Annotated in this window: 29 protein-coding genes; 12 read left to right on the top strand and 17 right to left on the bottom strand. The window is 69.4% G+C overall.

What is annotated here, in order from left to right:
- Positions 1 to 2: 2 nt before the first annotated feature.
- On the bottom strand, positions 3 to 158 hold the full coding sequence (locus ABZ911_RS40225) for a hypothetical protein (RefSeq protein WP_358068953.1): 156 nt from the start codon (positions 156 to 158) through the stop codon (positions 3 to 5).
- Positions 159 to 636: 478 nt separating this feature from the next.
- On the opposite strand from ABZ911_RS40225, the gene ABZ911_RS40220 reads away from it, so the two are divergent.
- From ABZ911_RS40220 to ABZ911_RS40205, 4 genes are all read left to right on the top strand, one after another.
- Positions 637 to 885 carry a DUF6400 family protein gene (locus ABZ911_RS40220; protein ID WP_358068950.1) on the top strand — a complete coding sequence of 83 codons (249 nt, stop codon included), beginning with the start codon at positions 637 to 639 and terminating at the stop codon, positions 883 to 885.
- Positions 872 to 1,102, top strand: a complete 231-nt coding sequence (locus ABZ911_RS40215) for a hypothetical protein (RefSeq protein ID WP_358068947.1) — start codon at positions 872 to 874, stop codon at positions 1,100 to 1,102. Before ABZ911_RS40220 ends, ABZ911_RS40215 begins: the two co-directional genes overlap by 14 nt.
- Before the next feature lie 146 nt (positions 1,103 to 1,248).
- Positions 1,249 to 2,583: an ATP-binding protein gene (locus ABZ911_RS40210; protein ID WP_358068944.1), complete on the top strand. Its 1,335-nt coding sequence runs from the start codon at positions 1,249 to 1,251 to the stop codon at positions 2,581 to 2,583.
- Positions 2,580 to 3,767: a tetratricopeptide repeat protein gene (locus tag ABZ911_RS40205; RefSeq protein ID WP_358068941.1), complete on the top strand. Its 1,188-nt coding sequence runs from the start codon at positions 2,580 to 2,582 to the stop codon at positions 3,765 to 3,767. Before ABZ911_RS40210 ends, ABZ911_RS40205 begins: the two co-directional genes overlap by 4 nt.
- Positions 3,768 to 3,800: 33 nt before the next feature.
- Here ABZ911_RS40205 and ABZ911_RS40200 read toward each other — a convergent pair whose 3' ends face one another.
- Complete coding sequence (locus ABZ911_RS40200) at positions 3,801 to 4,283, bottom strand: DUF6194 family protein (RefSeq protein WP_358068938.1); 483 nt, start codon at positions 4,281 to 4,283, stop codon at positions 3,801 to 3,803.
- 90 nt (positions 4,284 to 4,373) lie between these two features.
- On the opposite strand from ABZ911_RS40200, the gene ABZ911_RS40195 reads away from it, so the two are divergent.
- From ABZ911_RS40195 to ABZ911_RS40185, 3 genes are all read left to right on the top strand, one after another.
- Positions 4,374 to 5,078 (top strand): MerR family DNA-binding transcriptional regulator, encoded by a 705-nt coding sequence (locus ABZ911_RS40195; RefSeq protein WP_358068935.1) that lies wholly within the window; start codon positions 4,374 to 4,376, stop codon positions 5,076 to 5,078.
- 137 nt (positions 5,079 to 5,215) lie between these two features.
- On the top strand, positions 5,216 to 5,920 hold the full coding sequence (locus ABZ911_RS40190; protein ID WP_358068932.1) for a type 1 glutamine amidotransferase domain-containing protein: 705 nt from the start codon (positions 5,216 to 5,218) through the stop codon (positions 5,918 to 5,920).
- Between the two features lie 165 nt (positions 5,921 to 6,085).
- Complete coding sequence (locus ABZ911_RS40185; protein WP_358068929.1) at positions 6,086 to 6,544, top strand: cupin domain-containing protein; 459 nt, start codon at positions 6,086 to 6,088, stop codon at positions 6,542 to 6,544.
- Positions 6,545 to 6,550: 6 nt separating this feature from the next.
- Here ABZ911_RS40185 and ABZ911_RS40180 read toward each other — a convergent pair whose 3' ends face one another.
- Together ABZ911_RS40180 and ABZ911_RS40175 are read right to left on the bottom strand one after the other, a co-directional pair.
- Entirely contained in the window at positions 6,551 to 6,940 is a 390-nt protein-coding gene (locus ABZ911_RS40180) for a helix-turn-helix domain-containing protein (RefSeq protein ID WP_358068926.1), read from the bottom strand.
- A gap of 436 nt (positions 6,941 to 7,376) precedes the next feature.
- Positions 7,377 to 7,814, bottom strand: coding sequence for a hypothetical protein (locus tag ABZ911_RS40175; protein ID WP_358068923.1), 438 nt, complete (start codon positions 7,812 to 7,814; stop codon positions 7,377 to 7,379).
- Between the two features lie 64 nt (positions 7,815 to 7,878).
- Here ABZ911_RS40175 and ABZ911_RS40170 point away from each other — a divergent pair, with 64 nt between their 5' ends.
- Positions 7,879 to 8,613: an aminoglycoside 3'-phosphotransferase gene (locus tag ABZ911_RS40170; RefSeq protein WP_358068920.1), complete on the top strand. Its 735-nt coding sequence runs from the start codon at positions 7,879 to 7,881 to the stop codon at positions 8,611 to 8,613.
- A 54-nt stretch (positions 8,614 to 8,667) separates the two neighbouring features.
- On the opposite strand, the gene ABZ911_RS40165 is transcribed toward ABZ911_RS40170, so the two are convergent.
- The 5 genes from ABZ911_RS40165 to ABZ911_RS40145 form a co-directional block, all read right to left on the bottom strand.
- On the bottom strand, positions 8,668 to 9,270 hold the full coding sequence (locus ABZ911_RS40165; protein WP_358068917.1) for a GrpB family protein: 603 nt from the start codon (positions 9,268 to 9,270) through the stop codon (positions 8,668 to 8,670).
- A 59-nt stretch (positions 9,271 to 9,329) separates the two neighbouring features.
- On the bottom strand, positions 9,330 to 10,265 hold the full coding sequence (locus tag ABZ911_RS40160) for an ornithine cyclodeaminase family protein (protein WP_358068915.1): 936 nt from the start codon (positions 10,263 to 10,265) through the stop codon (positions 9,330 to 9,332).
- Between the two features lie 184 nt (positions 10,266 to 10,449).
- Positions 10,450 to 11,124: a hypothetical protein gene (locus ABZ911_RS40155; protein ID WP_358068912.1), complete on the bottom strand. Its 675-nt coding sequence runs from the start codon at positions 11,122 to 11,124 to the stop codon at positions 10,450 to 10,452.
- Positions 11,125 to 11,250: 126 nt separating this feature from the next.
- On the bottom strand, positions 11,251 to 12,102 hold the full coding sequence (locus ABZ911_RS40150; protein ID WP_358068909.1) for an alpha/beta hydrolase: 852 nt from the start codon (positions 12,100 to 12,102) through the stop codon (positions 11,251 to 11,253).
- 63 nt (positions 12,103 to 12,165) lie between these two features.
- Entirely contained in the window at positions 12,166 to 13,989 is a 1,824-nt protein-coding gene (locus ABZ911_RS40145) for a penicillin acylase family protein (RefSeq protein ID WP_358068906.1), read from the bottom strand.
- Between the two features lie 84 nt (positions 13,990 to 14,073).
- Here ABZ911_RS40145 and ABZ911_RS40140 point away from each other — a divergent pair, with 84 nt between their 5' ends.
- On the top strand, positions 14,074 to 15,651 hold the full coding sequence (locus ABZ911_RS40140; RefSeq protein WP_358068903.1) for a helix-turn-helix domain-containing protein: 1,578 nt from the start codon (positions 14,074 to 14,076) through the stop codon (positions 15,649 to 15,651).
- Between the two features lie 34 nt (positions 15,652 to 15,685).
- Here ABZ911_RS40140 and ABZ911_RS40135 read toward each other — a convergent pair whose 3' ends face one another.
- From ABZ911_RS40135 to ABZ911_RS40110, 6 genes are all read right to left on the bottom strand, one after another.
- Positions 15,686 to 16,294 (bottom strand): TetR/AcrR family transcriptional regulator, encoded by a 609-nt coding sequence (locus tag ABZ911_RS40135; protein ID WP_358068900.1) that lies wholly within the window; start codon positions 16,292 to 16,294, stop codon positions 15,686 to 15,688.
- The gene (locus ABZ911_RS40130; RefSeq protein WP_358068897.1) at positions 16,291 to 17,337 is read right to left on the bottom strand and encodes a saccharopine dehydrogenase; all 1,047 of its coding nucleotides are present in this window, start codon (positions 17,335 to 17,337) and stop codon (positions 16,291 to 16,293) included. Before ABZ911_RS40130 ends, ABZ911_RS40135 begins: the two co-directional genes overlap by 4 nt.
- A gap of 181 nt (positions 17,338 to 17,518) precedes the next feature.
- Complete coding sequence (locus ABZ911_RS40125) at positions 17,519 to 18,103, bottom strand: hypothetical protein (RefSeq protein WP_358068894.1); 585 nt, start codon at positions 18,101 to 18,103, stop codon at positions 17,519 to 17,521.
- Positions 18,104 to 18,162: 59 nt separating this feature from the next.
- On the bottom strand, positions 18,163 to 18,801 hold the full coding sequence (locus tag ABZ911_RS40120) for a response regulator transcription factor (protein ID WP_358068891.1): 639 nt from the start codon (positions 18,799 to 18,801) through the stop codon (positions 18,163 to 18,165).
- Positions 18,801 to 20,021, bottom strand: a complete 1,221-nt coding sequence (locus ABZ911_RS40115; protein ID WP_358068888.1) for a sensor histidine kinase — start codon at positions 20,019 to 20,021, stop codon at positions 18,801 to 18,803. Before ABZ911_RS40115 ends, ABZ911_RS40120 begins: the two co-directional genes overlap by 1 nt.
- Positions 20,021 to 20,767: a hypothetical protein gene (locus ABZ911_RS40110; RefSeq protein WP_358068885.1), complete on the bottom strand. Its 747-nt coding sequence runs from the start codon at positions 20,765 to 20,767 to the stop codon at positions 20,021 to 20,023. Before ABZ911_RS40110 ends, ABZ911_RS40115 begins: the two co-directional genes overlap by 1 nt.
- Positions 20,768 to 20,917: 150 nt before the next feature.
- Here ABZ911_RS40110 and ABZ911_RS40105 point away from each other — a divergent pair, with 150 nt between their 5' ends.
- Entirely contained in the window at positions 20,918 to 21,475 is a 558-nt protein-coding gene (locus ABZ911_RS40105) for a TetR/AcrR family transcriptional regulator (protein WP_358068882.1), read from the top strand.
- A complete protein-coding gene (locus tag ABZ911_RS40100) occupies positions 21,472 to 21,888 on the top strand; it encodes a DUF6463 family protein (RefSeq protein WP_358068879.1) in 417 nt (138 codons plus the stop codon). Before ABZ911_RS40105 ends, ABZ911_RS40100 begins: the two co-directional genes overlap by 4 nt.
- A 320-nt stretch (positions 21,889 to 22,208) precedes the next feature.
- On the opposite strand, the gene ABZ911_RS40095 is transcribed toward ABZ911_RS40100, so the two are convergent.
- The gene (locus ABZ911_RS40095) at positions 22,209 to 24,467 is read right to left on the bottom strand and encodes an NACHT domain-containing protein (protein ID WP_358068876.1); all 2,259 of its coding nucleotides are present in this window, start codon (positions 24,465 to 24,467) and stop codon (positions 22,209 to 22,211) included.
- Positions 24,468 to 24,572: 105 nt separating this feature from the next.
- A complete protein-coding gene (locus tag ABZ911_RS40090) occupies positions 24,573 to 24,764 on the bottom strand; it encodes a hypothetical protein (protein WP_358068873.1) in 192 nt (63 codons plus the stop codon).
- Between the two features lie 276 nt (positions 24,765 to 25,040).
- Here ABZ911_RS40090 and ABZ911_RS40085 point away from each other — a divergent pair, with 276 nt between their 5' ends.
- Positions 25,041 to 25,448, top strand: a complete 408-nt coding sequence (locus ABZ911_RS40085; protein WP_358068870.1) for a hypothetical protein — start codon at positions 25,041 to 25,043, stop codon at positions 25,446 to 25,448.
- Positions 25,449 to 25,527: the final 79 nt, after the last annotated feature.

Below are 25,527 nucleotides of genomic sequence, written 5' to 3'. Positions count from 1 at the left end.
GGTCACGCTATGTCCTCCTGGGAGGCGGTCCGAAAGGTGGTCATGAACAGGGCCTCGATGCTCTCGTCGTCGAGCCCGGCCAGGCGGGCCTTGGCGTCGTGCGGCCAGCCAGCGCCGCAGGTCTTGATGCAGCGGGCCATGCGCGGCCAGCGAGGCATCGGTCAGCGTCTTCGTCACGAACGTCGCCTCCGGCCGGGCCTTCGCCAAGCCCTCGTGCTCGAGCTCCCGGTAGGCCTTGAGCACCGTGTTGGGGTTGATTGACTCGATCACCGACTCCTCTATTTATCTAGCCTGCTAGCACTTTAGGTTCCTAGACGTAAAGGGGTCATAAAGATCGCCGTATCGGTATCGCCCGGCACCTGTCCATCGCCCTCTACGCCCCGGAGCAGACCTCACCGAAACCAACAGCCAGCAAAAGGATCTCGTGACATACATCATTAATTGACTACAAAAGGGACATAAGGTATATAAGACGGCAAGGCTCCTCCGTGAAGGAGGCGTCTCATCCCCACGCGCCTTCGACTGATCGCAAAGACCCCTCTCGGCCTCGCGCCGAGCCCCCTTCCCGGGCCCTCCGGCAAGCGCCTCCCCGATCATGCCGAGGTCGCGTTCGCCATCCCACCGGAAAGGCGCGCCATGAGCCAAGGCAGCGACAGCGCACACGCGGTCTTCGAGATCGACCTCACCCTGGACGAGACCCGCCGACGGGCCGCGGTCATGGCGGCACTCGGGGAGGAGTGGGATCCCCTGGCGGTGATGCGAGGGGAGGAAGAGGCGTACGACCTCCTCTACTCGGGCCTCGACGAAGAGCAGCAGAAGACCTACGACATGCTCGTAGCCGCCGGGGTCCTCCCGCGAAGGGGGCCCGGCCGTGCTGCCGATTGATCCCCACGCCGACCTGGGACGCCGAGCCTGGATTTCATGCCCCGGCTGCTTCGACAACCTGGACTGCGGCGACTGCCGCGACGGGCGGAACTGCGGAGTGCACTGGCGCTACCTGCTCGGCAACACCGGAAGCCGACTGCACCTCCAGTGCCCCGGCTGCACCCATGTGTGGGACCACGAGACCCACTTCGGCGCGGGCGGGATCGCCCCCTGCTGACGGGTGCTCGGGCTGAGCCCAGCCATGTCCTGAGCAGTCTCCGCCACACCTGGCCCGCCGCAGTGGCACACACCAGTACTTGTGGACTAATTCGATATCTTTCATAGCTTGTGACCGACCGACACCTTTGACAGAAGGGACGGCACATGCTCCACGATGCTGGACTGCAGGCGCTCCGCGACGCGGCGCGTCTATCTCCGGACAATCTCCCCCTGCGGCACCACCTCGCCGGGCAACTCCTGTCCAAGGGGTACCTCGCCGAGGCCGAGGCCGAATACCGCGCCGCGCTCGTGCTCGCGCCCAGGAACGCGGAGATCACGGCGGGTCTGGCGGAGGCGTTCGTCCGGCAGAGCGCCTACGGCGCCGCGCTGGCGGCGCTCGAACCGCTGCTGGCCACGCCCGGCTACCCTCCCAGGCTGGGCGTGTTGGCCGCTCAGGCGCTGCTCGCCGAGGGCGACACGGCGCGGGCGGCCCACCGCTACTACGAGGCGGTCTCCCGTGATCCGTCCGTGGGCGACGCCGATCTCGCCGCCCGGCTGTCGGCCCCTCCCGCGCCGCCGTACCCGGTGGCAGCCCCCGTGCCGGCCTCCGCGCCCGCGGACGGCGCCGAGGTGGATCGTTCCGGCCTCTCTTTCGCGGATGTGGCGGGCATGGAGGCGGTCAAGGAGGCGCTGCGGATCAAGCTTCTGCTGCCGCTCCAGCAGCCGGAGCTGTTCGCCGCGTTCGGCAAGCGCGCCGGGGGCGGGGTGCTCCTGTACGGGCCTCCGGGAGCGGGCAAGACCCACCTGGCCAGGGCCGCGGCCGGCGAGCTCGGCGCGGCCTTCGTCAATGTGGGGCTGGCCGACATCCTGGACATGTACATCGGGTCGAGCGAGCGCAACCTGCGCGCCACCTTCGATCTGGCTCGCCGCAACCGGCCCTGTGTGCTGTTCTTCGACGAGGTCGACGCGCTGGCCGCCCGCCGCTCCGACATGCGCCAGGCGCACACGCGGCAGTTGGTCAACCAGTTCCTGGCCGAGCTCGACGGCGTGGACCAGAACGCCAACGAGGGCGTCCTGGTGCTGGCGGCCACGAACGCCCCGTGGTACGTGGACGTGGCGTTCCGCCGCCCCGGCCGGTTCGACCAGCCGGTGTTCGTGCCGCCGCCCGACGCCGCGGCGCGCGCGGCCATCCTGCGCATCCTGTGCCGCGACAAGCCGTTGGCCGAAATGGACTTCGACGCGGTGGCGCGGGTGACCGACCATTTCGTCGGCGCGGACCTGAAGGGGGTGGTGGACCGGGCCGTGGAGGCCAAACTCCACCAGTCCATCAGTGCCGGCCGCGCCATCCCGCTCTCAACGCCCGACCTGCTGGCCGCCGCTCAGAGCGTACGGCCCACCGCGGTACGCGAGTGGATGGCCACCGCGCGCAACTACGTGATGCACGCCAACGACTCCGGCGCCTGGGACGAGCTGATGCCCTGGGTCAAGGGCAAGTGGTGACCGTCGCCGACCCGGTGCAGCGGGCGCGCACCCTGCTGCAGATGCGCCGCCCGACCGAGGCCGAACGGGAGCTGCGCGGCCTCCTCGCCCAGGAGCCGCAGCACACCACCGCCCTCTCCTACCTGGCTCTCGCCCTGGTCGAGCAGGGCAAGGTGGCCGAGGCCGTCGCGGAAGCCCACGAGGCGGTACGGCAGGCGCCCGACCAGTGGTTCACCCACTACATCGCCGGGCACGTGCATCGACGCGCCTGCCGGCTCGACGAGGCGATGGCCGCCATCAACGCGTCCTTAGCCCTCCGCCCGGAGTACGCGCCGACCTGGGAACTGCTGGCCCGGACCCATCTGATCAGAAACCAGTGGCCCGAGATGGCCGAGGCGGCGCGCCGCGGGCTGGCCATAGACGCGCAGGACTCCGATCTGATGAGCCTGCTGGCGCTGGCGCTCACCGGGCTCGGAAAGACGGAGGAGGCCAAAGCCGCCGCCGCGCACGCCGTACGGCTGGGCCCGGAGAGCGCCACCGCGCACCTGGCCTACGGCCGTGCGGCGCTGGCCTTCGACGATCCACGGCGAGCGGCGGACGCCTTCCGCGAGGTGCTCCGCCTCGACCCCGGCTTCGACCAGGCCAGGGATCTCCTGGTGGCCGCGCTGAAGCAGCGCAATCCGATCTACCGGCGGCTCGCGCGGCTGCGGGGTACCTTCCGCGGCAGTTGGCGGCTCGTGTTCCTGCTGCCCGCCGCACCGCCTCTTGTCGTGATCTTCATTCTCATCGCGGTGCTGCACTGGGCGGCGTGGGTCGCCGAGGCGTGGACCACGCTGCGCCTGGCCCGCGCCAAGGCCACCCGGCTGCTCTTCGCGGACGCCGAGGCCCGCGTGGCCGTGATCTGCTGGTGCCTGGTGGCCGTGGGCGCGACGCTGCTCCTGCTGGGGGTGACGCTCGGCCTGAACGCGGTCGGCACCGCGGGCGTGGCCGTCATGGCCCTGGTCACCGCCGTCCAGGAGGCCGCGCACACCGGCTCCGCCCGGGGCCGGGCACTCCTGTACGGCTGGACGGCCCTGCTTGGCCTGGCCGTCGTCACGTCGATGGTCCTCACCTCGCCGGTCACGGCGCTGCTGAGCGTGTACGCGGGGCTGGCCACGATCTGGGTGGCGGCAGGCGTACGGCGCGTGCTCGGCCACGACGGGTAGCCGCCCGCCGCACGACGCGGCGGGCGGGAATGTCTAGCTGACCTCCTCTGGCCGGTGCTCGCGCCGAGCCTGGCGGTTGGTGTACTTGCGGGCCGCGTACCCGTGCGCTTCGGCCAGCAACGTCCGGATGGTCTCCAGCGTCGCCTCGCCCGGATTCACCACGCCCACCCAGTGCTGGGAGGCGTAGATCGGATGCGGCATGACCGTGTCCTCCACCGCGTAGTCGAACCCCGTCACCAGCACACCGCCCGCGTCGCGCTGCGCGGGCGCGGCCCCGAACAGCGAGGTGTACGTGGCCTTGGTCAGCCCGATGTTGAGTCGGTAGACGCCTGGCCTGTCCAGCTTGGAGACGTTGTCGTAGTTGTCGCCCGTCACGATCGTCGCGAACGGGAACTGGCGCTCCGCGGGGAGATCACCCTCCGGGTCGTAGAGGTAGAACGTGTCTCCCGAGTTCTCAAGGATGCGGACCCCGTCGAACGTCTCACAGATGTACCGGGTCATGTCGTCTGCGTTCATGCGTTCAATTTTCTCATTGAAGTGCTATTAGAGCCTTTTACGCGGCTATCACCCGCATTCAGCGGCGAAACACTCAAATATGCTGGCAACGTGACTGAGCGGCGATGGCGTCTCGTGGAGTTGGCCCGGCTGGCCGGGATCACCGAGCAGCAGGTGCGCAACTACCTGGCCGCGGGGCTCCTGCCGCCTGCTGAGCGCGCCGCGAACAACTACCGGGTTCTCACCGACCAGCACGCGGACGCCCTGCGCACCACCCGCGTCCTCGCGGCCGGACACGGCTGGTTCCGTGCCCGGACAATCCTCACCGCCGTCCACCGCGGCGACATCCCGGCCGCCCTGACCACGGTCGACGACAGCCACGCCGAACTCGCCCGTGAACGCGCCACGGTCACCGCCGCCACCCACGCCTTCACCCAGGCCGCCGGCGTCCCCGCCCCCGCGATCCGGCGCCAGGCTGGCATCGGCCAGGTTGCCGCCGACACCGGCGTCCGCACCCCGGTTCTACGCCTTTGGGAGAGCCGGGGCCTGCTGCGGCCCCAGCGCGACCCAGCCAATGGGTACCGCGTCTACAACCCAGCCGAGCAGCGCGCCGCCCACCTCGTCGCCGTCCTGCGCGCCGGCGGCTTCGCCTTCCCGATCATCGACGCCGCCATCGCCACGATGCGCTCCAGCGGCAGCCTGGAACAAGCCCTCGCCCACCTGTCCCAGCGCGACGAGCAGGTCCACCAACTCAGCCTCCGCCGCCTGCAGGCCTCGGCCGCACTGCACGCTTACCTGACGAAGTACTACTCGTAAAACCCCGGCCACTTGGCGTTCTTGGACGGCGCAGATGGCCAGTGTTGGGTCGTCTATATTGTGAAACAAGGAGGGCGCGAACGATATTCTCGCCCAGGCAGAAATGGCGTCCTCACAAACAAGCGAGGGGACAAAACATGGCTGCAGCGAAGAAAATCCTGGTCGTCGTCACCAACGTCGGCGAGTACGAGAAGGTCGGCATGAGGACAGGCCTGTGGCTCGGGGAGTTGACACACTTCTGGGACGTCGCAGAGCAGGCCGGACTGCCCATGGACATCGCAAGCCCGCTTGGCGGGAAGATCCCGCTGGACCCGGAGAGCCTCTCTCACGAGTTCCTGGCGGAACTGGGCACCGAGCGGCGCTACCGGGACAGAAAGTACATGGACCTTCTCGAAAACACCAAGAAGATCTCAGAGGTGAATCTCGAAGACTACGACGCCATCTATCTCACCGGAGGACACGGGGTCATGTTCGATTTCCCGCAGAGCGGCGAACTGGAAGACCTCATGGCCAGATTTTACGAGACGGAAAGAATCGTTTCGACAGTCTGCCACGGCGCTACCGGCCTCCTCAACGTGAAACTCAGCAACGGGGATCCTTTGGTCAAAGGAAAGCGGGTCACCGGATTCTCGTGGCCCGAAGAAGAACTGGCGAACAGGGCGGATGCCGTCCCCTACAACCTGCAAGAGGAGCTGAAGAAGCTCGGGGCCGACTACAGCACGGCCGCCAAGCCGTTCCAGCCATACGTGGTCGAGGACGGACATCTGATCACGGGACAGAACCCGAGCAGCGCCAGAGCCGTCGCCGAGGCGGTCGTCAATCGATTGACCACAGCGGCGTAGTCTCGACCGACTCGACCCCCGACCGTCAATGCACTGATCGAGGACTTGGTGGCGCGACCTGCCAGTGCGGCGCTGGCGGCTGGGCCCGCATGGTCACCCGGGTGTGACGGGGTTACTAAAAAGTGCCTTCTACCTGCGGCGGGCTTCTGGGGGCATGCTCGTTTCATGACCATCATCAAGAGGTTGGAGTACGCCTCCTTTCCCGAGGACCCGCACAACTACAAGCCGAACTCGCGCTACTCCCTGGTGCTGGACCCGGCCCGCCCCGACGGGGCCTACGTCAAGGATCTGGTGCTGAACTTCGAGTTCCTCGCCCCTGACGAGATCATCCCTGTGCACGTGCACAGCAACGAGGAGGTGCTGATCGTCGACGAGGGCGAGGCGGAGGCGTTCTACGACGGGGAGTGGCAGCCGGTGGGGCCCGGGTCGGTGATCCTGGTGCCGCCCGGCGTCGCTCACGGGTTCCGTAACGTGTCGGGGGGCGGGGTCAGGCTGCACGCGGTGTTCGCCGGGCACGTGGTCGGCACGCGGTTGCTGGAGCGGAGTCCGGCGCCGGGGACTGAGGACGAGCCGCTGCCTTCGCCGTACCTGGTGGATTTCCGCGAACTCGTGGACGGTGGGTGAGCGTTCTCAGTGGAAGGCGGTGGCCTTCTCCGCGCGGGTGTCGTAGTCGGCGCGGGCGGCGTCGATCTCGTCGAGGTGGCCCTCCGCCCAGGTGACGAGGCCGCCGACGAATTCGAGCAGGGTGTGGCCCATCGGGGTGAGCGCGTAATCGACACGCGGCGGCATGACCGCGTACACGGTGCGCGAGACGATGCCGTCGCGCTCCAGTTCGCGCAGGGTGACGGTGAGCATGCGCTGGCTGATGCCGTCCACGCCGCGTTTGAGTTCGGTGAAGCGCTTGGTGTCCTCGCCGAGTTGGGAGATCACGTGCAGCGACCACTTGTCGCCCACCCGATCGAGGATCTCGCGAGCCCGGCAGGCTGCCCGCGTGTGACCGGCGGGGACCGTGACGCCCATGGTTGTCTCCCGTGAACTGAGGTGCCTCGAAGGTGGTCCGGCTCACCCATAGTGCCACCTCACCGGGTCAACCTCCTGCCGCCTTGTCGGGGAAATCCATCGCACGCCACCGACCGCGTCGGCATGTTCGTGGCGCTGACCTCCGCCGGCCTCTACATCCCGTTCTCGCTGCAGGTCACCCTCGGCCAGGACTACCCTCCCCTCGCGCGTCGGCACCGCCAGCGGCATCACCCTCGGCCTGGCCGTCAGCATCGGCGGCCTGTCCAGCCCCCTGATCGGCAGCGTCGCCGACGCCGCCTCCCTGCAGGTGGCCCTCGCCCCGCTGATCATGATGCCTGCCCTGAGCTGGCTGCTGTTTCGAACACTGCCCGAACCATCCGCGCCGAAGCCCGTACAGACCGCCGGCGACACAGGGATCATCCGCTGAACAATCGCCTCAGGTCGCCGACTGGCCTGCTGCGCCGGTCCGGGCGGCTCGCCGGGCACGGATCGCTCTGATCAGGAAGGTGCTGAAGACGAGGGTGAAGAAGATCGCCAGCGGCCAGACCAGGTCAGGCACCGGATCGCATTCCGGATCGTCCCACGGCACCCTCTTGAAGACGATGTCACCGTCGTAGACCGGGCACTTGGCGTCAGGGTTGAAGTTGAGCCACGGCAGTCGCATCAGGCCGTAGGCGGTCGTCGCCCATGCGGCGCAGGCTGCCCCCGCGGCGAGTCGGCCCCAGAACGCGGGCTGCTCCGAACACTTGCTGCCTCGCCACTCGCTACGCACGGCGCCGATGGCTGCCGCCAGGGCGAAGACGGGGGCGGCCAGGCCGAAAAGCGGCCACGCCACAATGAGCGTCAATCCGGCAGCAAAGAGGAACTCGAGCATAGAGGCGCGACTTTACACAAACGCGGTGACCCCCAGTTCTGACAGATGCGCCAGAATGTGATCTATGGAACTCCCCCACCGACTCCACCGCCTGATCGGGCCGGACGCCACCTGGTCGGCAGATCACGAAGGGGCGAGCGGTACGGCCCTGCGGGTGAGGTCGGGCGCGGAGGTGTTCTACGTCAAGTACGGCCCCCTCGCCCGGGCCGAGCACCTGCGACTGTGCTGGCTGCGAGGGCGCGTCCCCGTTCCCGTGGTGGTGGCCTTCGACGACCCCGTCCTCGTCCTCGCCGACGTGGGCGCCCCGTCTCTGGAAGCCGCCGCGCCCGCCGACATCGGCACCGTCCTGGGCCGGTCGCTGCGCACGCTGCACGAGTTGCCCGTCACCGAGTGCCCCTTCGACGGCCGACTGCCTGCCGTTCTTGAACGCGCAGCGGCCAATGTCCGGAACGGCCTCGTGGACTCCGAGGACTTCGACGCCGACCATCTGGGGCTGACCCCCGAGGCGATCCACGACCGGCTGCTCGCCGCGTACCCGCCCGTCGAGGACCTGGTCGTCGCGCACGGGGACTACACCCCGTCCAACGTACTGTTGCCCTCCTCGGGAGAGCCCGTCGTCATCGACGTCCCGGCGCTGGGCGTGGCCGACCGCTACCGCGACCTCGCCATCGCCCACCGGGACCTGTCCGAGGACCACGGCCCGGCGGCGTGGGAGGCGTTCCTCTCGGCCTACGGGCTCGTCGATGACATCGACGAGGAGCGGCTGTATTTCTACCGACTCCTGGACGAGCTTCTCTGACGGCCACAGGCCCTCCACCCGGGCCGGCGTCACCGGTCCGGGTGGATCCGGGGCTCACACCCGAAGGCTCGCCCGTTCAAGGATCTCCGCGACCACGTCGCTCTTCGCGTCGGCGTAGTTCTGCATGTACTGCCAGGTCTGCTGGGACAGGGAGCGCTTGGTGCTGCCGTAGAGGTCGCGGTCGTCGTCGTGGGTGCGCAGCCAGTCCCGGAAGAGGAGCATGCGCCCGATCTCCGGGCAACCGGTCGAGAGCACGTGCAGATTGGCCGATTCGGCGCAGGCCGCGAGGTCGTACCTGCGCAGAACGCGGTGCTCATACCAGTCGGGCTCGCGGATGGCGAGTTGGAATCCGAGGGTCTCCAAAGCGGGCACGTAGGCTGCCTCGTCCGCCGAGTCCGGGACGATCAGCAGCATGTCGATGACCGGTTTGGCGGGAAGACCCGGCACCGATGTGGAGCCGACATGCTCGATCCGGTGCCGCGTTTCGCCGAGTTGGCCGCGTATGCGCGCGGCCTCCCGCTCGAACACCAGCGGCCACTCGGGATCGTAGTCCGCCAGGGTGACCTGGCTGTTGAGCTTGGGGGCCGAGCCAAGGTTGGCCGACTCGATCTCCTCGGCGGTCATGGACACGCGCGGGATCTCCTGCTGGTCGGGCATGGCCGGCTCCTCTCCTCGACGTCGCATTGCCCGATCACGATATCCAGGTGGCCTGTGGATCAATCCCACAAGGGAAGTGCCTGGCCGGTGCCGCTCTTGACTGCGGCAGTGTAGAGCGCTTGCGCGGCGACCACGTCCTGGATCGCGGTGCCCGTGGAGTCGAACACCACGATCTCGTCGGCGCTCATGCGGCCTGGCGTGCCGCCGAGCACGATCTCGCCGAGTTCGGCCCTGACCGGGGTCTCGGGGCGGTGGTGCAGTTCGCCGACCTCCGCGCACTGGTCTGTGACGTCGGTGATCAGGGCGGCGCCCGCCAGCAGGTCGTCGTGGAGTTCGCGTTTGGTGGGGGCGTCCGAGCCGACGGCCGCCACCAGGGCGCCCGGCCGTACGTCTCGCAGTCCCAGGTAGGGCTGGGTGGCGGGGGTCAGCGTGACGATGATGTCCGCCTGTCGTGCGGCCTCCGCGGGCGTCGCGGCGACGTGCGCTCCGTGATCGGCCGCGAAACGTCCGGCCTTGGCCTGGTCGCGTCCCCAGACGATGACCCGGTCGATCGGGCGGACCGCGCGGATCGCCTCGACGTGACTGGCGGCCTGAGCGCCGACACCGAGTACGGCCAGCGTGGACGCTTGGGGAAGCGCCAGGTGGCGTACGGCCACCGCGGTCGCCGCGGCCGTACGCAGCCGGGTGATCGTGGCCGACTCGAGGAGCAGCAGCGGCTGGCCGGTCGAGCCGTCGAACAGGGCGATGAAACCGATGATGCTCGGCAGGCCGAGCGTGGCGGGCCGGTCGTAGAAGCAGGATCCGATCTTGACGCCGACCACGCCGTCGATCCCGCTGGCCTTGATGTGGAATTCACCGGGCGGGCTGTCCAGGTGCGCCAGGCGGCTGAGCCGGGTGTCGCCGCGGGTGTAGGCGGCGAAGGCATTCTCGATGAGGTCGATGTAGTCGGCCGGAGCGAGTAGCCGCTCGATGTCCGACTGAGTGATCATGAGCATGCTTGAAGACTCTCCTGATTCTTCAAGGTAGTCCAGAGGTCCAGACGCCATCGCGTGCTCATGATCGAACGATCACCGTGGCGACCTGCCGGCGAATCGGACCGGGTCGGTCTGACACTCCCCCAAGGAGCAACCTGCCGGTGGCGGCGATGTACAGCTCGGCCGCCGTTCGTTCAAGCCCGTCTCATCTGGGCTCGATGGTTCCGTCGGCGACGTTCAGCTCATAGGTCTGGGGGCGGCGGCGTGGAGGGAGGAGGGCGAAGGTCCATGCGACGGCGACGGCGACGAGTAGCCCGGCCAGGAACCAGGGCATGAGGCGCTGCTTCTGCGCGTAGTCCTCGTACTCCCACGTCGTCAGCACGGCGGTGGTGCGGCCCTGCGGGTCGAGGCGTAGTTCCAGTGTTCTGCCGGCGGTGGCCGTGACGGTGGTGCGGTGGCTCAGCGCGCCGGTGGGACAGGCCAGCGCGTAGTCGTAGGTCGTGATCTCATTGGGGCCGGAGTCGCCCGCCTGGATCGTCTCGGAGGACATCCCGCGCACCTGGCAGGTGACGGTCGTGCCGTACCTGGACAGGTCCTCGAAGGAGATCTGGTCGGCCAGAGTGCCGCAATAGCCGGGTAACAGGGGTGCGGCGAGCGCGAGCAGGGCGACGACGACCTGGGTTCTCCGGGCCTTGTCCGCGGCCTGCCAGATCGGGCCCGTCGCCAGGCTGAGGGCGCCGAGCACGCACAGCGTGACGCCGAGAGTCCACTGGCCCGTGCGTACGCCCTGCCACACCCCCACAGTGGGGAGCAGCAGCCCCGCCGCCGTCAGCGCCGCCCCGCGCAGCACGGGAACAACCAGACTCCTGCGATCACCCATGGGTCCCCCGTCAGGTACGGAAACGGTCGATCGGAACCGATCTGCGAGACACAGGATCCCGTACGGCCGGCCGCGGCGCGGAGGCGCCCCCACGATCAGAGCGCCCGGACGGCGGCTCCGGGCGGATCAGGCGATGAGCCGGAGGATCTCGGCGACGACCACGTCGGGCTCGTCCTGGGGGATCATGTGCCCGGACTGCTCGGCCATGACGTGACGGCCCTGAGGCTGGGCTTCGACGAGCCGTCGGTGGCTGGCGACGAGTTCGGGGCGGACGCGCTTCTCCACCTTGCTGGGAGCGAGCGCGCCGCTGATGGCCGTGATCGGGACCGGCGGCAGCGTGGCCGTCGAGGACCGCAGCCGGGCGAAGCCCTCGGCGAGCGCGGCGAACTCGGCCCGGGTGCCGCGGATCTCGGACGGTCTGGTCATCTCGGCCAGCGCCTCGGCCTGCATGTCCGCCGGGAACAGCGCGAGGACCCGGCGGACCTCGGCCGGAACGATCTTGGCGCCGAGCGTGGCGAGCCCGCCCATCACGGACTGGGCGGCCAGCGCCATGGCCCGCGCCCCTCGCCGGTAGTAGTAGTCCAGGTCCTCGGCGGCCTGATCGATGAGGACGAGCGCCGCCACCCGCTCCGGGTGGGCGAGCGCATAGGAACGGATGATCGGCCCGCCCAGGCTGTGCCCGGCCAGGACGTACCGCTCCTCCCCCAGGTGGTCGAGCAGGTGTCCCAGGTCTTCCGTCATGCGTTCCAGGTCGCGGCGGTGCGGATCACGGTCGCTGCGGCCGAGCCCGGCCCGGTCGTAGGCGACGACCCGGGTGCGCTCGGCGATGGCTGGCATGACCAGCCCCCATTCGACGCGGGACGCCCCGAGCCCCGACTCGAGGACGACGACAGGCTGCCCCTCGCCCTGGCTGACATAGTGCAGCCGCCGCCTGTCCGGCAGGGTCACATAGCCCGGTTCACCGAAAATGCTAGACATTGAGGCTCTCCTCCCGAATGGGAATCATATAGATGCGGATGGTGCGGGCCGTCGACGCGATGATCAGTTCGGCGGCGGGTCGAAGACGACCGGTTTGACCTCGCCACGGCTGTACAGGTCGGCCTGGCCGGGCATCGACACGCTCCACGAGCGCATGCCGTGCCCGCTCAGCGCGACGATCCGCAGGCAAGAACCTCCGGCGGAGGCCACGCCCCGCGTGTAGTACGTCGCCCGCAGCGGCACCTCCAGCTCCATCAGCGCTCCCCCACGACCGGGCACACCGGAAAGAAGCTGATGCTCCTCCCCATAAGTCCCCTGCGGTACGGCTCGCGCCGCCTGTTCCACGGCGTCCAGAAGATCGCCCGAGGTGATCCGGGTGCGCCAGGCGATCCAGGCCATCGCGTCGGCCGACTCCGGGGAGGCGTGGCCGTCGAAGGCGAGCAGCCGATGCAGGAGCCGCCGGTGCCCGTCGGGCCACCCGTGGACGCGGCCGGGTTCCGCGGCCGAGGCGTCCAGGAGCTTCGCCTGCCACCTGGCGGTGTCCGGCCAGAGGTCCTCCACCGCCCACGCGGTCACCTCGGGGATGTCGACCGAGAACGCCCGCGACAACAGCTCGACACTACGACTCCCCCTGCTCGTGGTACGGCCGGGCTCGTCGTTGAAGACGTCCGGGTGCCAGCGTTCGGCCGCCAGCGCCGGGTCCGGAGTGACGGTGTCGGGGGCGGTGTTGCAGTTCTGCAGGTATCCGGACGCGGGGTTGGCGATCTGGACCAGGTCGGCGGCCGGGCGGATGCCGAGCCACGCGGTGGCGGAGGTGTTCCCGTCCAGCACGCCGCCCTGGCCGGAAGCCCTGATCGGCACCCGGCCCGTTCGCAGGTAGAAGCAGTCTCCGGAGGAGTCGGCGGCCAGCAGGTTCTGCGGCGGGAACGCGCAGGCGTCCAGCGCCCCGCGCAGTTCGGTGACGTCACGGGCCCGCAGCATGGCCATCAACTGCCGCTCGGTCTCCCCCGCCAGGCCCATGTACGGCGTGCACAGCACGTAGATAGCCTCGTCGTCCCTGGCCAGGACGGGCGCGATCGCGTCGTTGTGGATGACGTACTCGTGGCCGTCGTGCCGGAGGATCTTCCTGGGCTCGCCGTCGTACAGGTAGACGTCACCGTCCACGGCGATCCGGTAGGCGTCCGCGACCCGCGGTCCCCCGGTGGTCACACCCCAGGCGCAGGTCCGGTTGTGAGCCAGCGGGGGCAACATGGCCCCGAGGAAGCCGAACCCGGTGTAGTGCAGGTCACCGGCCTTGACGACGGCCTCGTACATGCTGAAAGTCCCGCCGAAGGGCAGGTGCGGGTCGCTGACCACGATCGTCTCGCCGGTCGCGGTCCGCCACGGCCGCAGCACCCAGGCGTTGGAGCCGGGAGGGTTCAGGCCGCCCTCCAGCTCGGAGGTCGTGCCGGTCGGGGTGACGCCGGACGCGCGAAGCGCCTCGACTCCGTCGATGGTGATCCAGTACAGCATGACCGTGCGGTTGACGCCGATCGGCAGGGCGGGCTCCAGGGGCGGCGCCCAGGTGGGGACCTGCTCGGGATGCTCGTCCATCCACGCGCCGATCCCGGCGACGAAGGCCTTGTAGCAGGCGCGCAGGTCGCCGGGGAGGGCGTCGAAGCCGCGCCGGGCCTCCTCCAGCACCTGCCAGCGCCGCTGGTTGGCGTCCCGTTCCGCCTCGCCGAGCTCGCCGCGGACCAGCAGGTACTGCCTGAGCACGCCGAGCAGGTCGCCCTCCGCCTGCGCGTAACCGAGCCCGAAGTAGGCGGCCGGCTCGCTGGACGCGTCGAGCAGCGGCATGCCGTACACGTCCCGGTGGATCTGTACCGAGCCCCAGGAGTTCTTCATGCGCCTACCCTGGGTGAAGACCCGCCGCGATACCTTGGCCGATCGGACAACGAATCACTGCCGATCTTGGCCGATACTTCATGGATGGAGCAGGTTGAATACCTTGAGCCGTCGCTCGCACAGGTAATCGAGCGGATCGGGTCCGACTACGTGTCGGTCGTCGCCGCGCCACGCGGGACCGAGGTTCCGATCGCCGGGCCCGCGATTCACGATCCGCTGAGCGCCGCGCCACCCCGGCCGGGGGCCATGGTACTGCTCGTCGGGCTGACCGCCGAGACGCCCGGCGCCGCCGAGACGATCCGCCGGCTGACCGGCGCGGCGGCGGCCGTACTCCGATCCGACGAGGAGGGGGCCGCGCCGCTGGCGGAAGCGGCGGCCGAAGCGGGCGTGGCCCTGGTCGCGCTGCGGGCGGCGATGTCCTGGAGCCACGTGCACACGCTGGTGGAGGACGCGGTCCTGCTGGGCGACAGCCTGGTCGCGGTACCGAACCGCGACCTCGGCAGCGTGTCGGTCGGGGATCTGGGCGCGCTGGTGAACGCCATCGCCGAGACGCTCGACCGGCCGGTGGGGATCGTGGACACCCAGTGGCGGCTGCTCGCCTACTCCGCCGTGCCCGGCCAGATCAACGACGCCCTGCAGCGGGACGTCATCCTGAACCGGGCCGTGCCCGCCGGGAACGCGCCGCGGGAGACGCGGCGGCTGCTGCTGACCAGCGACCGGGCGTTGCGCTTCCGCACCGGCGCGCCGTACGACGACGTCGATCATCGGATCTGGCGGATCGGCGCGGGCATCCGGGGCGGGCCCGAACCCCTCGGAATGCTGTGGATCCTCGAGGGGCGCGAGCAGCTCGCCGCGGACAGGCTGGTGCTCGTGGAGGAGTTCGCCCGGCTCGCGGGCGCGCATCTGCTGCGGATGCGAACGGCCAGGACCGTCGATCGCGAACGCCGCGGCGAGCTGGTCGGGCAGGCCCTGGACGGCAAAGATCCGCGGAAGGCCTGCCATCGCCTCGGCCTCGACCCCGACTCGGGGATCGCGGTTCTGGCCGTGGCCGAAGTGGTCCCCGGAGACTCCCCGCTCGGTGAGCACCTCCTGGACGGCGTCGCCACCTACTTCGACGCCTACCGGCGGTCGGCCGCGTGCGTACTGCGCGGCGACACCGTCTACTGTCTGGTACCCGCGCCGGACCTGGCGGCGCTCAGGGACATCGCCTCCCACCTCACCCTGCGGCTCGGCCTGCGCCGGCGGCTGGCGGCGGCCGTCGGCGGCCGGGTGAGCGCGGACGATCTACCGCGTTCCCGCCACCAGGCCGACCTGACCCTGGCCGCGCTGCGGGCCTCGGGCGCGACCGCCGCCACGATCGACGACGTCCGCGCGGCGGCGACGCTCATCGAGCTGCGCTCGCTCCTCGACGACCATCCCGGCCTGCTCCTGCACGAGGCGGACCAGTCGCCGAGCGACGTCACGGACTCCGTGCTGGCGTGGATCGAATGCCACGGCGACGTCCGCGCCGCCGCCCAGCGCCTCGGTGTGCACCCCAACACCCTCCGCTACCGGATCCGCAGGCTCACCGCCAACGGCCTCGACCTGACCGACCCCGACACCCGCCTCATCACCTGGCTGCGCCTCCGTCTCCGGCACGAAGGCCCCAGCCCGACCTCTTGAGGGGTGGTCACCCGGGGGGCGGGCGATTGACCTTTCATGCGGTTGGGGGCTTTGAGGGGTCTGTGCCGAGTAGCGCGGCGGCGACGGTGATCAGTTCGGTGTCGGTTGTGGCGCTGTGGTGGGCCGCGATGCCCGAGCGGAACAGGGCGGCGCCTTCGATCAGCATGGTGAACACCTGCGCGCGGGCATCGCAGATCTCGCCGGGCAGGTCGGGGCGCCGTGCGCGCAGCACCGCGGCGACCTGGGCCTGATAGTCCCGGTAGAAGGCGCGGACGGCCGCGGCGACCTCGTCGTCACGCGCGGCCAGCGCCCACATCTCGGCGAACAGGCGGACCGATCGCGGGTCTTCCTGCTCGCTGAGCAACGCCCTGATCATCTCTCCCACGTCGATGGTCAGGGACGGGCGCAGCCGCTCCAGCGACCGTTCGAGGACGCGGCCCAGGACTGCGGCGACCAGGTCGGCGCGGGCGGGGAAGTAGTACTGCAGGTGCCCCAGGCGTACCCCGGCGGCAGCGGCGACGGCCCGCATCGACAGGTCCGCGTGACCGGACTCCTGCAGAATCTCCTCCGCCGCGTCGAGCAGCTCGGCCCGACGCCTGGCCCCCTTCCCCGTCCGTCCGCCTGGGGAGGCGGGCGCGCTCACGCCGCCAGGCGCCGTTCGGCGTCGGCGATCCGCACGTCGACGCCCTGCTCGCCGAGCATCGCGATGACCTGCTCGGGAATCGGTGTCATCTCCGGGAAGATCACTCCCTGGGCGGGTGCGGCCCCGTCGGCGCCCAGCACGCGCAGCAGCCCCATCAGCGCGCCCACCGCGGTCAGGTGAGCCTGCCCCGCCGGGTCGGTGATCATCGCGATACGGGTACGGCCGCGGTGGCCGACGTCGACGCGGACTTCGGCGACGCCTCCCTCGCCGGGCGAGTACAGCAGGGCGCGCCGGGCCGAGGTGAAGCGCTCGCCGCGGCCCCACCGGAAGAACCCGATCCGCTTGGCGACGAGCAGCGCCGAGGTCGAGGCCGCCGAGCTGAACCCGATCCGGGTCGTCGCGGTGCCGGTGCCGAGCGTGAGCGGAAGGGTGAACTGCTCGGGAGTGTCGATCCGGGCGACCCGGGTGGCCGTCGCACCGATCCGGACGTTCCGGACGTCACTCAGCGGCATGATCGTCTGCCGCCGCCCGTCCAGGACGACCTCGTAGTCTAGGCCGAGCCGGTCCATGAACTCGACCGAGTCCGCGCCCGCACGGTCCTTCAGGTCCCACCGAATCGCGATCTCGACACCGTCCGCGCCGCCGAGACCGTCGGCCAGCGCCGCCGCCACGAGGCTCGTCACCCCACCCATCCACGCCGACGACAGCAGGACCGGCGCCTTCGGGCCGAGCAGCGCGGCGACCGTCGCCGCACGCTGCAACCGCGCCGTCCAGCGGGTCACGTCCACGTAGGGGACCCCGCCTCGCACCGCCGCTCGCAGCACCCGGTCGTCGGGGTCGTTGACGACTCCGACAACCGCGCGGACCTTGGCCTGGAACGGCGTCGGATCCGCCAGATCCCAGCGGCGTAGCTGAGCGCCGGTCTCGCGGGCGAGTTCCTGCCCCCGCTCCACCGAGCGACCGGTCAGGAGCAGGGGCCAGCGTGCCGCGGCCATCCGCGCCAGCTCGGCCCCGACGGTGCCGTATCCGCCCGCCAGCAGCACTGGGCCATCTGTATCTAGGACTAGTTCATCGTTCATATAACCCAATATAGGTCACTCGACCTATATTTTGGACCGTGCGCTCGTGAGCTTCTGCACACCGTCCGCGTCGTGGTCGAGGCGACGCGCTGCTGTCACCGGCTGATCGCCTACCGGACCCGCCGGGTCGGCCTCGACTGGTCATTCACTGGGATGGGCCGTACAGCCAGATCTGGTTGAGTGGGAAGAAGATCGCCAGCAGGGTGAGGTTGAGGCAGATCGCCACGAAGTACAGGATTCTGGGGCGCTGGGCGCCCGTGCGTCGCCAGGCGACCAGCAGGGCGGAGGCCACGATGAGCGCCAGCAGCAGGTGCGTGCCGTACCACCAGGGGATCGGCGTCTCGCCCCGGAGCTTTCCGGCGAACAGGTCGTCGGTCAGCGCGTAGCCGACGACCAGGTTGAGGGCGCCCAGGGCCAGCAGCGCGATCCCGGGGAGCAACTGGCGGAAGGAGCGGCTGAGCACCATGCGCAGGACGATCCCCACCAGGAAGATCAATGACGACCACTGGTGGAGCTGCCGCATGATCAAGCCGCCGCGCACCTCGAAGCTGAGCTGTAGCGTCGAGGCGTAGGCCCCGCTCATCTCGATGCCGAGCAGTGGGGCGAAGGGGCCGTCATAGATCACCCGGTCGCTCGGCGTGTAGAAGAACGCGAGGAAGGTGCCGGTGAGCAGGACGATCACGAAACAGTAGACGAGCATCTCGCCCACCAGTGTCTTCTGGAGCCTCATTCGGCCTAGTTCACCACGGATCAGGGCGTGTTGATCTGTTGATGGCTGGGGTGACGAGGTCAGCGTGAGCGGAGGAAGGTCAGGGCGGCGAGTACTCTGCGGTGGTCGTCGGCGTCGGGGCCGAGGTCGAGCTTGGTGTAGAGGCCGGTGACGTGTTTGGCCACGGCGGCTTCCGAGATGTACAGCCGCTGGGCGATCGCGCTGTTGGACCGGCCTTCGGCGACCAGGGCGAGCACCTGGCGTTCGCGGGGTGTCAGGGTGTCCAGCGGGTCGTGCGCGCGGTGGTGGACCAGGAGCTGGTGCACCACGTCGGGGTCGATGACCGTGCCTCCGGCGGCGACCGCGCGTACCTCGTCGACGAACTGGGTGATCGCGCCGATCCGGTCTTTGAGCAGGTAGCCGACGCCGCGGGTGCCGGCGGCCAGCAGTTCCCCGGCCGCGGCCTCCTCGACCACCTGGGACAGGACCAGGATGCCGAGCCCGGGATGCTCGCTTCGCAGCCGGATGGCGGCTCGCAGCCCTTCGTCGCGGAAGGTGGGCGGCATGCGGACGTCCACCACGACGACGTCGGGCAGATCGCGGGCGACGGCGTGCAGCAGTTCGTCGGCGCTGCCGACCGCGGCGACCACCTCACAGCCGAACCTGGTGAAGATCCCGCTGAGCCCCTCCCGCAGGAGTACCGAATCCTCCGCGATCATCAACCGCACGGCAACCGCACCCGGATCACCGTCGGCCCCCCTGCGGGGCTGCTGAGCGACAAGGTCCCCTCGAGAACGCCGATCCGGTCGGCCAGCCCGTCGATCCCGCTGCCCGCCGCGGGGTCGGCCCCGCCGATCCCGTCATCACTCACCTCCACCATAAGGAATCCATCCGATATTTCCGCTTTTATCGTGGCTTTGTCGGCTTGGCTGTGCTTGATCACGTTAGTGAGGCTTTCGGAGACGCAGAAGTACGCCGCCGCCTCCACGCTCGGCGGCGGGCGGTGAGGCAGGCCGAGGTCCACGGTCACCGGGATGGGGCAGTGGCGGGCCAGTTCGGTGATCGCGACCTCCAGCCCCCGGTCGGTGAGCACCGAGGGGTGAATGCCTCTGATCACCCGGCGCAGTTCGTCCAGCGCGGCCTGCGTGTGATCGTAGGCCAGGCCGATGGCCTTCGCCGTACCCTCAGGGTCCTGTCCGACGTCCAGTTTGGCCAGGCCGAGCTGCATGAGTACGGCGGTGAGCTGGAGTTGGGCGCCGTCGTGCAGATCCCGTTCGATACGGCGCCGCTCGGCTTCGAAGGCGTCCACGAGCCGCGCCCGCGACCGGGTCAACTCGATCATCCGCTCCTCGGGAGGCGCGGCGAGCAGGCTCCGCGCCAGCATCCCCTGCACCGCGGCCACCAGAGTGAGCAGGTACGCACCCCCGGCCACCCAGACCAGCACCATGGCGACGGTCAGCACGACCACCACCGGCGGGTCGCCGGCAGGCGTGACCGGTGCGCCGGCGGTGAGCCAGGAATGGAAGGTGTCGACGCCCGAGAAGACCGTGATCCCCGCGACAATCACGAGCAGGGCGTTGACCACGGGCAGGATCGTCACCCACAGCAGCGCGTACCCGATCTCACGCCAGGCGGCCGGGCTCGCGAAAGAGGTCCACGGCTTCGGCTTCGCCATGGGGATGCCCGCCGGATCGATCAGCCGCAACCGCCGCCGTTCCAGGGAGGCGATCGGGCCGCTGAACACTCCGGCCACCACCAGCAGCATGATCACCCCGACCACCAGCGCGGCCTGCCGCCCGAGCGACACCACCAGCAGGATCCCGAAGCTGCCCGGCACGCTGGTCAGCAGATAGAGGAGCGCTCGCCACGGCCACGGCGACCCGAGAAAGCGCAACGGGTTGCCGGTGATCGCCTGCCAGGCGGTTCCGCCGACCCTCATCACCCCTTGATCGTCCGGGTGATCTTACCCTTGGCGTTCAGGAACTGGATCTGCGGGTGACCGTCCTCATCCACCCGCAGCACCATGCGCGGTGTGCCCTTTCCGTCGGCGAGCACCAGCGCCGACGACTTGTCGGTGTTCTTGCCGAGGAAGGCCCGCTGCGGGCTCGGGTACTTCGCCTTGAACGCCGCCATCGCCTGATCCTGCTCCGGACCTGGCGACATCTGCTCGATCTTCTTGTACTCCTCGAACATGTCCGACAGCGGCACGTCGGGCCGGTCGTTGACCGCCAGGCCGACGCCTCGCTTGCCCTGCTCCTGCTCCACGTACCGCAGCACGAGCGTCTGATCCTGCTTGTGCTGGTCGAAGGCCAATTGACCGAACGCCCACGGCTTGCCGTCGGTGACACCGCTGTCGGTGCCGATCCCGCCGGACTCGTCCCCCTCCCCGTTGTAGAAGATCATGCCTGCCCGGGTGCCGGCGTTTCCCAGATCGACCCCGTTCACGACGGCGCCCGGCGACTTCGCCTTGTTGCTCAGCACCAGGCGAGGCTTGCCGTCCGCCTCCACCACGTTGATCCGCTGAACGTCGATCTCACCGAAGGTGGTCTTGCCGTGGGCGACGGCCTCCCCGCTGCCGGACAGGACCACCCCACCGGCCACGGCGGCGGCCACCGCGCCGATCAGGTAGAGCCGCATCCGGCGAAGTTGCCGTTTGACATTCATGATCTCCGTTGAGTTATCCATGCCTTCCATGATCCTGACCGCCCCGGCGGCTGACGATAGGGCTGCCTACCGAGTAGGGCTACAGGTTCTTCTACCTCGGGTGCTCCACATGACCTGCCCCCGTTGCCATACCATTCCGTATGGTACGGTCGAGAGGAGAGAAAGGATCACATGGCGAGCAAACGCGACTGGCTGGAAGCAGGGCTCACGGTGCTCGGTGAGGAAGGGGCGCCCGCGTTGACCATCGAGCGGTTGTGTGGCGCGCTCGGCCTGACCAAAGGATCCTTCTACCACCACTTCAAGGGCATGACGGGGTTCAAGACCGACCTGCTCGAACACTTCGAGGCCGAGCACACCAGCCGCTACATCGCGGGCGCGGAAGTCGCGGGCGATGCCGCGCAGGCCAGGCTGCACCGCCTGATGAACCTGGTCCTCGAGGACGAGGGCGGCAGCCACGACCTGGAGATCGCCATGCGCGCGTGGGCGTCGCAGGACGCCGAGGTCCACGCGCTCCAGCAGCGCGTCGACCGGCTGCGCATCGGCTACCTGCGCTCCCTGTGGCGAGACCTCGGCGGGCCGGAGGCGGACGCCGACCCCATGGCCCACCTGCTCTACCTGGTGCTGGTCGGGGCCCAGCAGGTCGTCCCTCCCCTGCCCGAGGAAGACCTTCGAGAGGTTTACGCGCTGGCCCTGCGCCTCACGCCGGAAGATCGGAGAGAGAGCCATTGAACGGACTGGCCCGCTGGGTCCCCCGGCTGATCATCGCGACCTCGGTGCTGCACTTCGTCTGGGCCTTCGCCCAGCCTCACGCCTGGGCCGCGATCGCCGGCGACGGCTTCCTGAGCAGCGTCGTCGACACCGAGGCGCCCGACTACTTCGCCCGCGAGGCGAGCGTGTGGTTCCTCACCAGCGGTGTCGCGTTCCTGGCCCTCGGCACGCTGGCCCGGCACATGGTACGGACGACCGGGCGGCTGCCCGCGCAGATCGGGTGGTACCTGCTGGCCATCGGCATCCCGCAGTGCGTCATCTACTTCCCTGTCACCGGTAGCTGGGCGCTGGCCGTCATCGGGGTGCTCGCCCTGGTCGCCGCCCGCCGTACCGGCGAGACCGCCACCACGTCGAGGAAGGTGGAGGCACTCTGAGGGTGCCGGGGTCTCCGTGGGATGCCGCCCGGGTGCGTCCCTGCTCCTGCCGGGGCGGTCGAGCAGGGATTCGACGGCCCGGCTCCGGGCCTTGGCGGGTCAGGGCAGCAGGAGCGAGCGCACGGTGTTCCAGCAGGTCTCTTCCCCGTCAAGTCTGCGTGTTGAACTTTTTTGCCGTTGTCTCGCCGACGTCCTGATGCTCAGCGGTGCAAGCCGGAGCCGCGGGCTGCTGGGCCGGACGAAGAGCGAAGAGGGCGGCCCCGGCGTGAGCGTGGGCCTCCAGCGTCGTGTTCCGGGATGGCAGCATGCGGCGGGAAGGCTCAGAGGCTGTCTCTCAGTGTCGGTAGTTGCGAGGCTCCACCAGCGGTGTCGGCGGTGGCGAGGTGATCGTGCAGGGCCGCGTGGCGGAACTGGTAAACGGGGCCGACGGCACGCAGTAGTCCTAGGCGGTGGGCGTCGTCGAGGAAGTCCATGACCCGCCAGGGAAGCCGGCGTTGGAGGGCTAGCCGGGCCACCGCGATGGTGCAGACCAGCCACGCATGATGGTTGCCCATCACGAACCCGGCCGTCAGGCCAACCGCGAGCCCGATCACGAGCCCGTACTCGGGCACGCTGTCGAGCTCGATGAACCCGAGCGTGAGCACGACCGTAAGCCCGACCGCGAGCCCGGGCACGATCATGCGCAGAAGGGTGAGCGTTCTGTCGGCTCGCCAGCTGGAGCGGGGTGTGCTGGTTGATTCGAGCGTGGGCTGTTCCGCCCAGGTGATGAGCCAGGGTGCCAGGGTGATCCCGAGCCAGATGACGGGTCCGAGCATGACCACGAATGCAGCCGTCATCGCGGTCCCGGCCGTGCTCCCGGCCTCAGGCCCGGCCGCGAGACTGCCCACGATCAAGACCGCGAGTCCGGCCGCGAGCCCGACCACGAGCCCGACCACAAGCCCGACCACAAGCCCGACCACGAGCCTGACCACAAGCCTGACCACGAGGGCGGCTATGTTGAAGCGGAAAGAACGGAATGTTCGTCCGCGCAGGCGCAGGTTTGCATAGCCGGGTTTTTCGTTAACCCAAGATGTGGCGCGCACGAGCCCGAACACCAATCCGATTATGAGCCCGGGCCAGGTCCAGCTGATGAAGACGATGACGAGCCAGAATGTGAGTTCTCTGGCTCCGGTCATGGGTATGAGCCCGGGCGGCACCCCGACCGCGAGCCCGGTCGTGAGCCCGACTGCTGGTCGGATGTGGGGTGTGGTGCGGGCGATGTGCCACCAGGTGATGTCGCGGGTGGTGGCCGGGGGGAAGGCGCGGGCCAGGTAGGTCAGGTAGCGGCGGGTGGCGTCGGGGTCGAGCCGGTGGCGGGGCCGGAAGTGGTCGGCGGGGTCGGTGCTGGGCGGGCGGGCGGCGATGACAGCGGGGATGACGTGGTCCAGCAGGTGAGTGCGCAGCGCGTCGTCGTCGGCGCCGAGAGGGCCGGTCAGGGGGGCGGGGTCGGCCCCGGAAGCGACATAGACGGTGCGGATCAGCCACAGGCCCAGCGGGGTTGCGGCGAGCCGGGTCAGGCCGGGGACGGTGCGGGATCGCAGTGCGGCCAGGGTGTGGGTCCAGGCCTCGGTCGGGGATGAGGGGAGGCAGGCGGTCAGGTAGTCTGCGGCGGCCTGCGGGGTGAGGGGTTTGGGGACGATGACCGCCGCTGCGGTCAGCGGGCGGCCGGCGTCGTGGACGGCGGTGGTGAACTCGGCGCGGCGGCTGGTGAGGATGAGCTGGTCGCGGGCGGTCAGCGAGGCGTTGAGCGCGGCGATCACCTGGGCGCGCGCGGGGGCGGAGATTTCGTCCAGGCCGTCCAGGACAGGCAGGATGTGGCCGCCGTCGGCCAGCGCGGCGGCAGCGCCGGCGCCGAGTTGCGGAGCGGCCAGTGCCGGGTAGTCCTGTTCGAGCCGGTCGGCGAGCCAGTCCTGCAGCCGGGGATGAACGCCGGGATCCCAGCCGGAGACCGGCAGCAGCACCGGCACCGGCACGACCTCCCCCTCGCCGGCACGAGCCTGATCGGCGGCGCGGGTGGACAACAGCTGCAGCAGCAGTTGGATCGCCAGGGTGGTCTTGCCCATGCCGGCGCCGCCGGCGATGACCAGCCGCCGCCGGATCAGGGCGCGGAAGGTCTCCGCCAGAGCCGCCATGTCGTCGCTGCGGCCGGTCAGGGTGAGCTCGGCCTCGCTCGTGATCAGACGGGGCTGGCTCATCACTGTCTCGTCGGCGATGAGCTGCCAATGCACCGGGATCGGTTCGGGATCGTCGAGCAGCCGGTTGCGGGCCTCGTCCTGCCATTGCCGACGCACCAGATCGGCCAGCACATCGGCGGCTCTTGTCACATCGGCGAGATTGCCGGCGACGGTGTTGCGGCGCCTGGCCCACGTCACGACGGCGGCCGTGGCCACCGCTGCGGCGATCGCGACCGCAGCCAGGTCAGCCAGGTTGACCTTGTCGGTCCGGTCCAGCGCGCGTCCCACCAGCACCACCGTCGCGACCAGCGCAACGATGGCCAGCAGAGCGGCCGTATTCCACCAGCGGATGGGACGTCGGCTCACACCGATATGATCGCCGCCGTCCAGCACCCGCGGCATGCATCAGGGCCCATCCCGGTGCCGAATCGTGACTATCGGCAGCCCGCCGCGGTCATCACCGACGCCCTCTTAGCGCCGACGGCGCAGCGGCGTGACGTTCGGTTCAGGCAGGCCCAGCTGCTCCCGCAGTTCCTGGTTCTCCAGGGTGAGCTGGTGAATTGCCCGGATTAGGGCGGGGACATCCTCGCGGATTTGTGCAAGTTCTTTGTTCTTGTTCGCGATCGTCTTCTTCAGCTTGATGATCGTCTCGCGCAGCCGCACTTCGACGTCCGGGGTGGCTCCGCGGGCTTTGACGCGCTCGTAAAACTCGTTGCGCAGGTCGCTGTGGCGCTGCGTAAGGGCGTTCCTGGGGACCTCCGCCTCCTAAGAAATAACCCCGGAGTTCGCTGAGCACTCTCCGGCCTCTGTCGGCCCTGTACCAGGGCTTCCTCCTTGGATCTATGCCGGTTCTGGCATGTGAAGAGACTTCGGGAACCCTGAAGGTCCATCGTTCCTCGTGTTCGTCCTGCAGCAGCAGTGAAGGCGAGGAGGCCGGGGTTGGCGCTGGCGGTGGTGAAGGATCTGCGGGTCTCGAGGGCTCCGGCGACGGCGGAGGACTTGGAGGCGCTGGAGACCGACGTGCTGGCGGGGTTCGTGCTCGCTCGGGCGGCGGCGGGGCTGTCGGACGGGACGATCTCCTCGGACGTGGTGCACCTGGAGCAGGTGCGGGCGTGGTTCGGACGGCCGCTATGGGAGATGGAGCCCGCCGACGCCGACGTCTACTTCGGGAAGGTGCTGCGGAGCACGGCGAAGGGCACACGCCTGTCACGGGCGCAGGCGCTGAAGACGTTCTTCCTGTTCCTGGAGCTGCGGCACAAGGTCGAGATCCACCAGATGACCGGCCGCATCGTCGAGTGCCCGATCGACGAGATGAACCGGCCTCGCGGCCGTCAGGGCCGTTCTTGAAACGGCTGGACTGAAGTTGACGGGATCCCGTCTGATCGTTGAGATCAGACGGGATCTTGTTGTTTCAGGGGTTTCCGAA

Source organism: Nonomuraea sp. NPDC046570, from assembly GCF_040645915.1.
Lineage (GTDB): Bacteria > Actinomycetota > Actinomycetes > Streptosporangiales > Streptosporangiaceae > Nonomuraea.
This window is presented reverse-complemented; position numbering and strand designations above follow the sequence as displayed.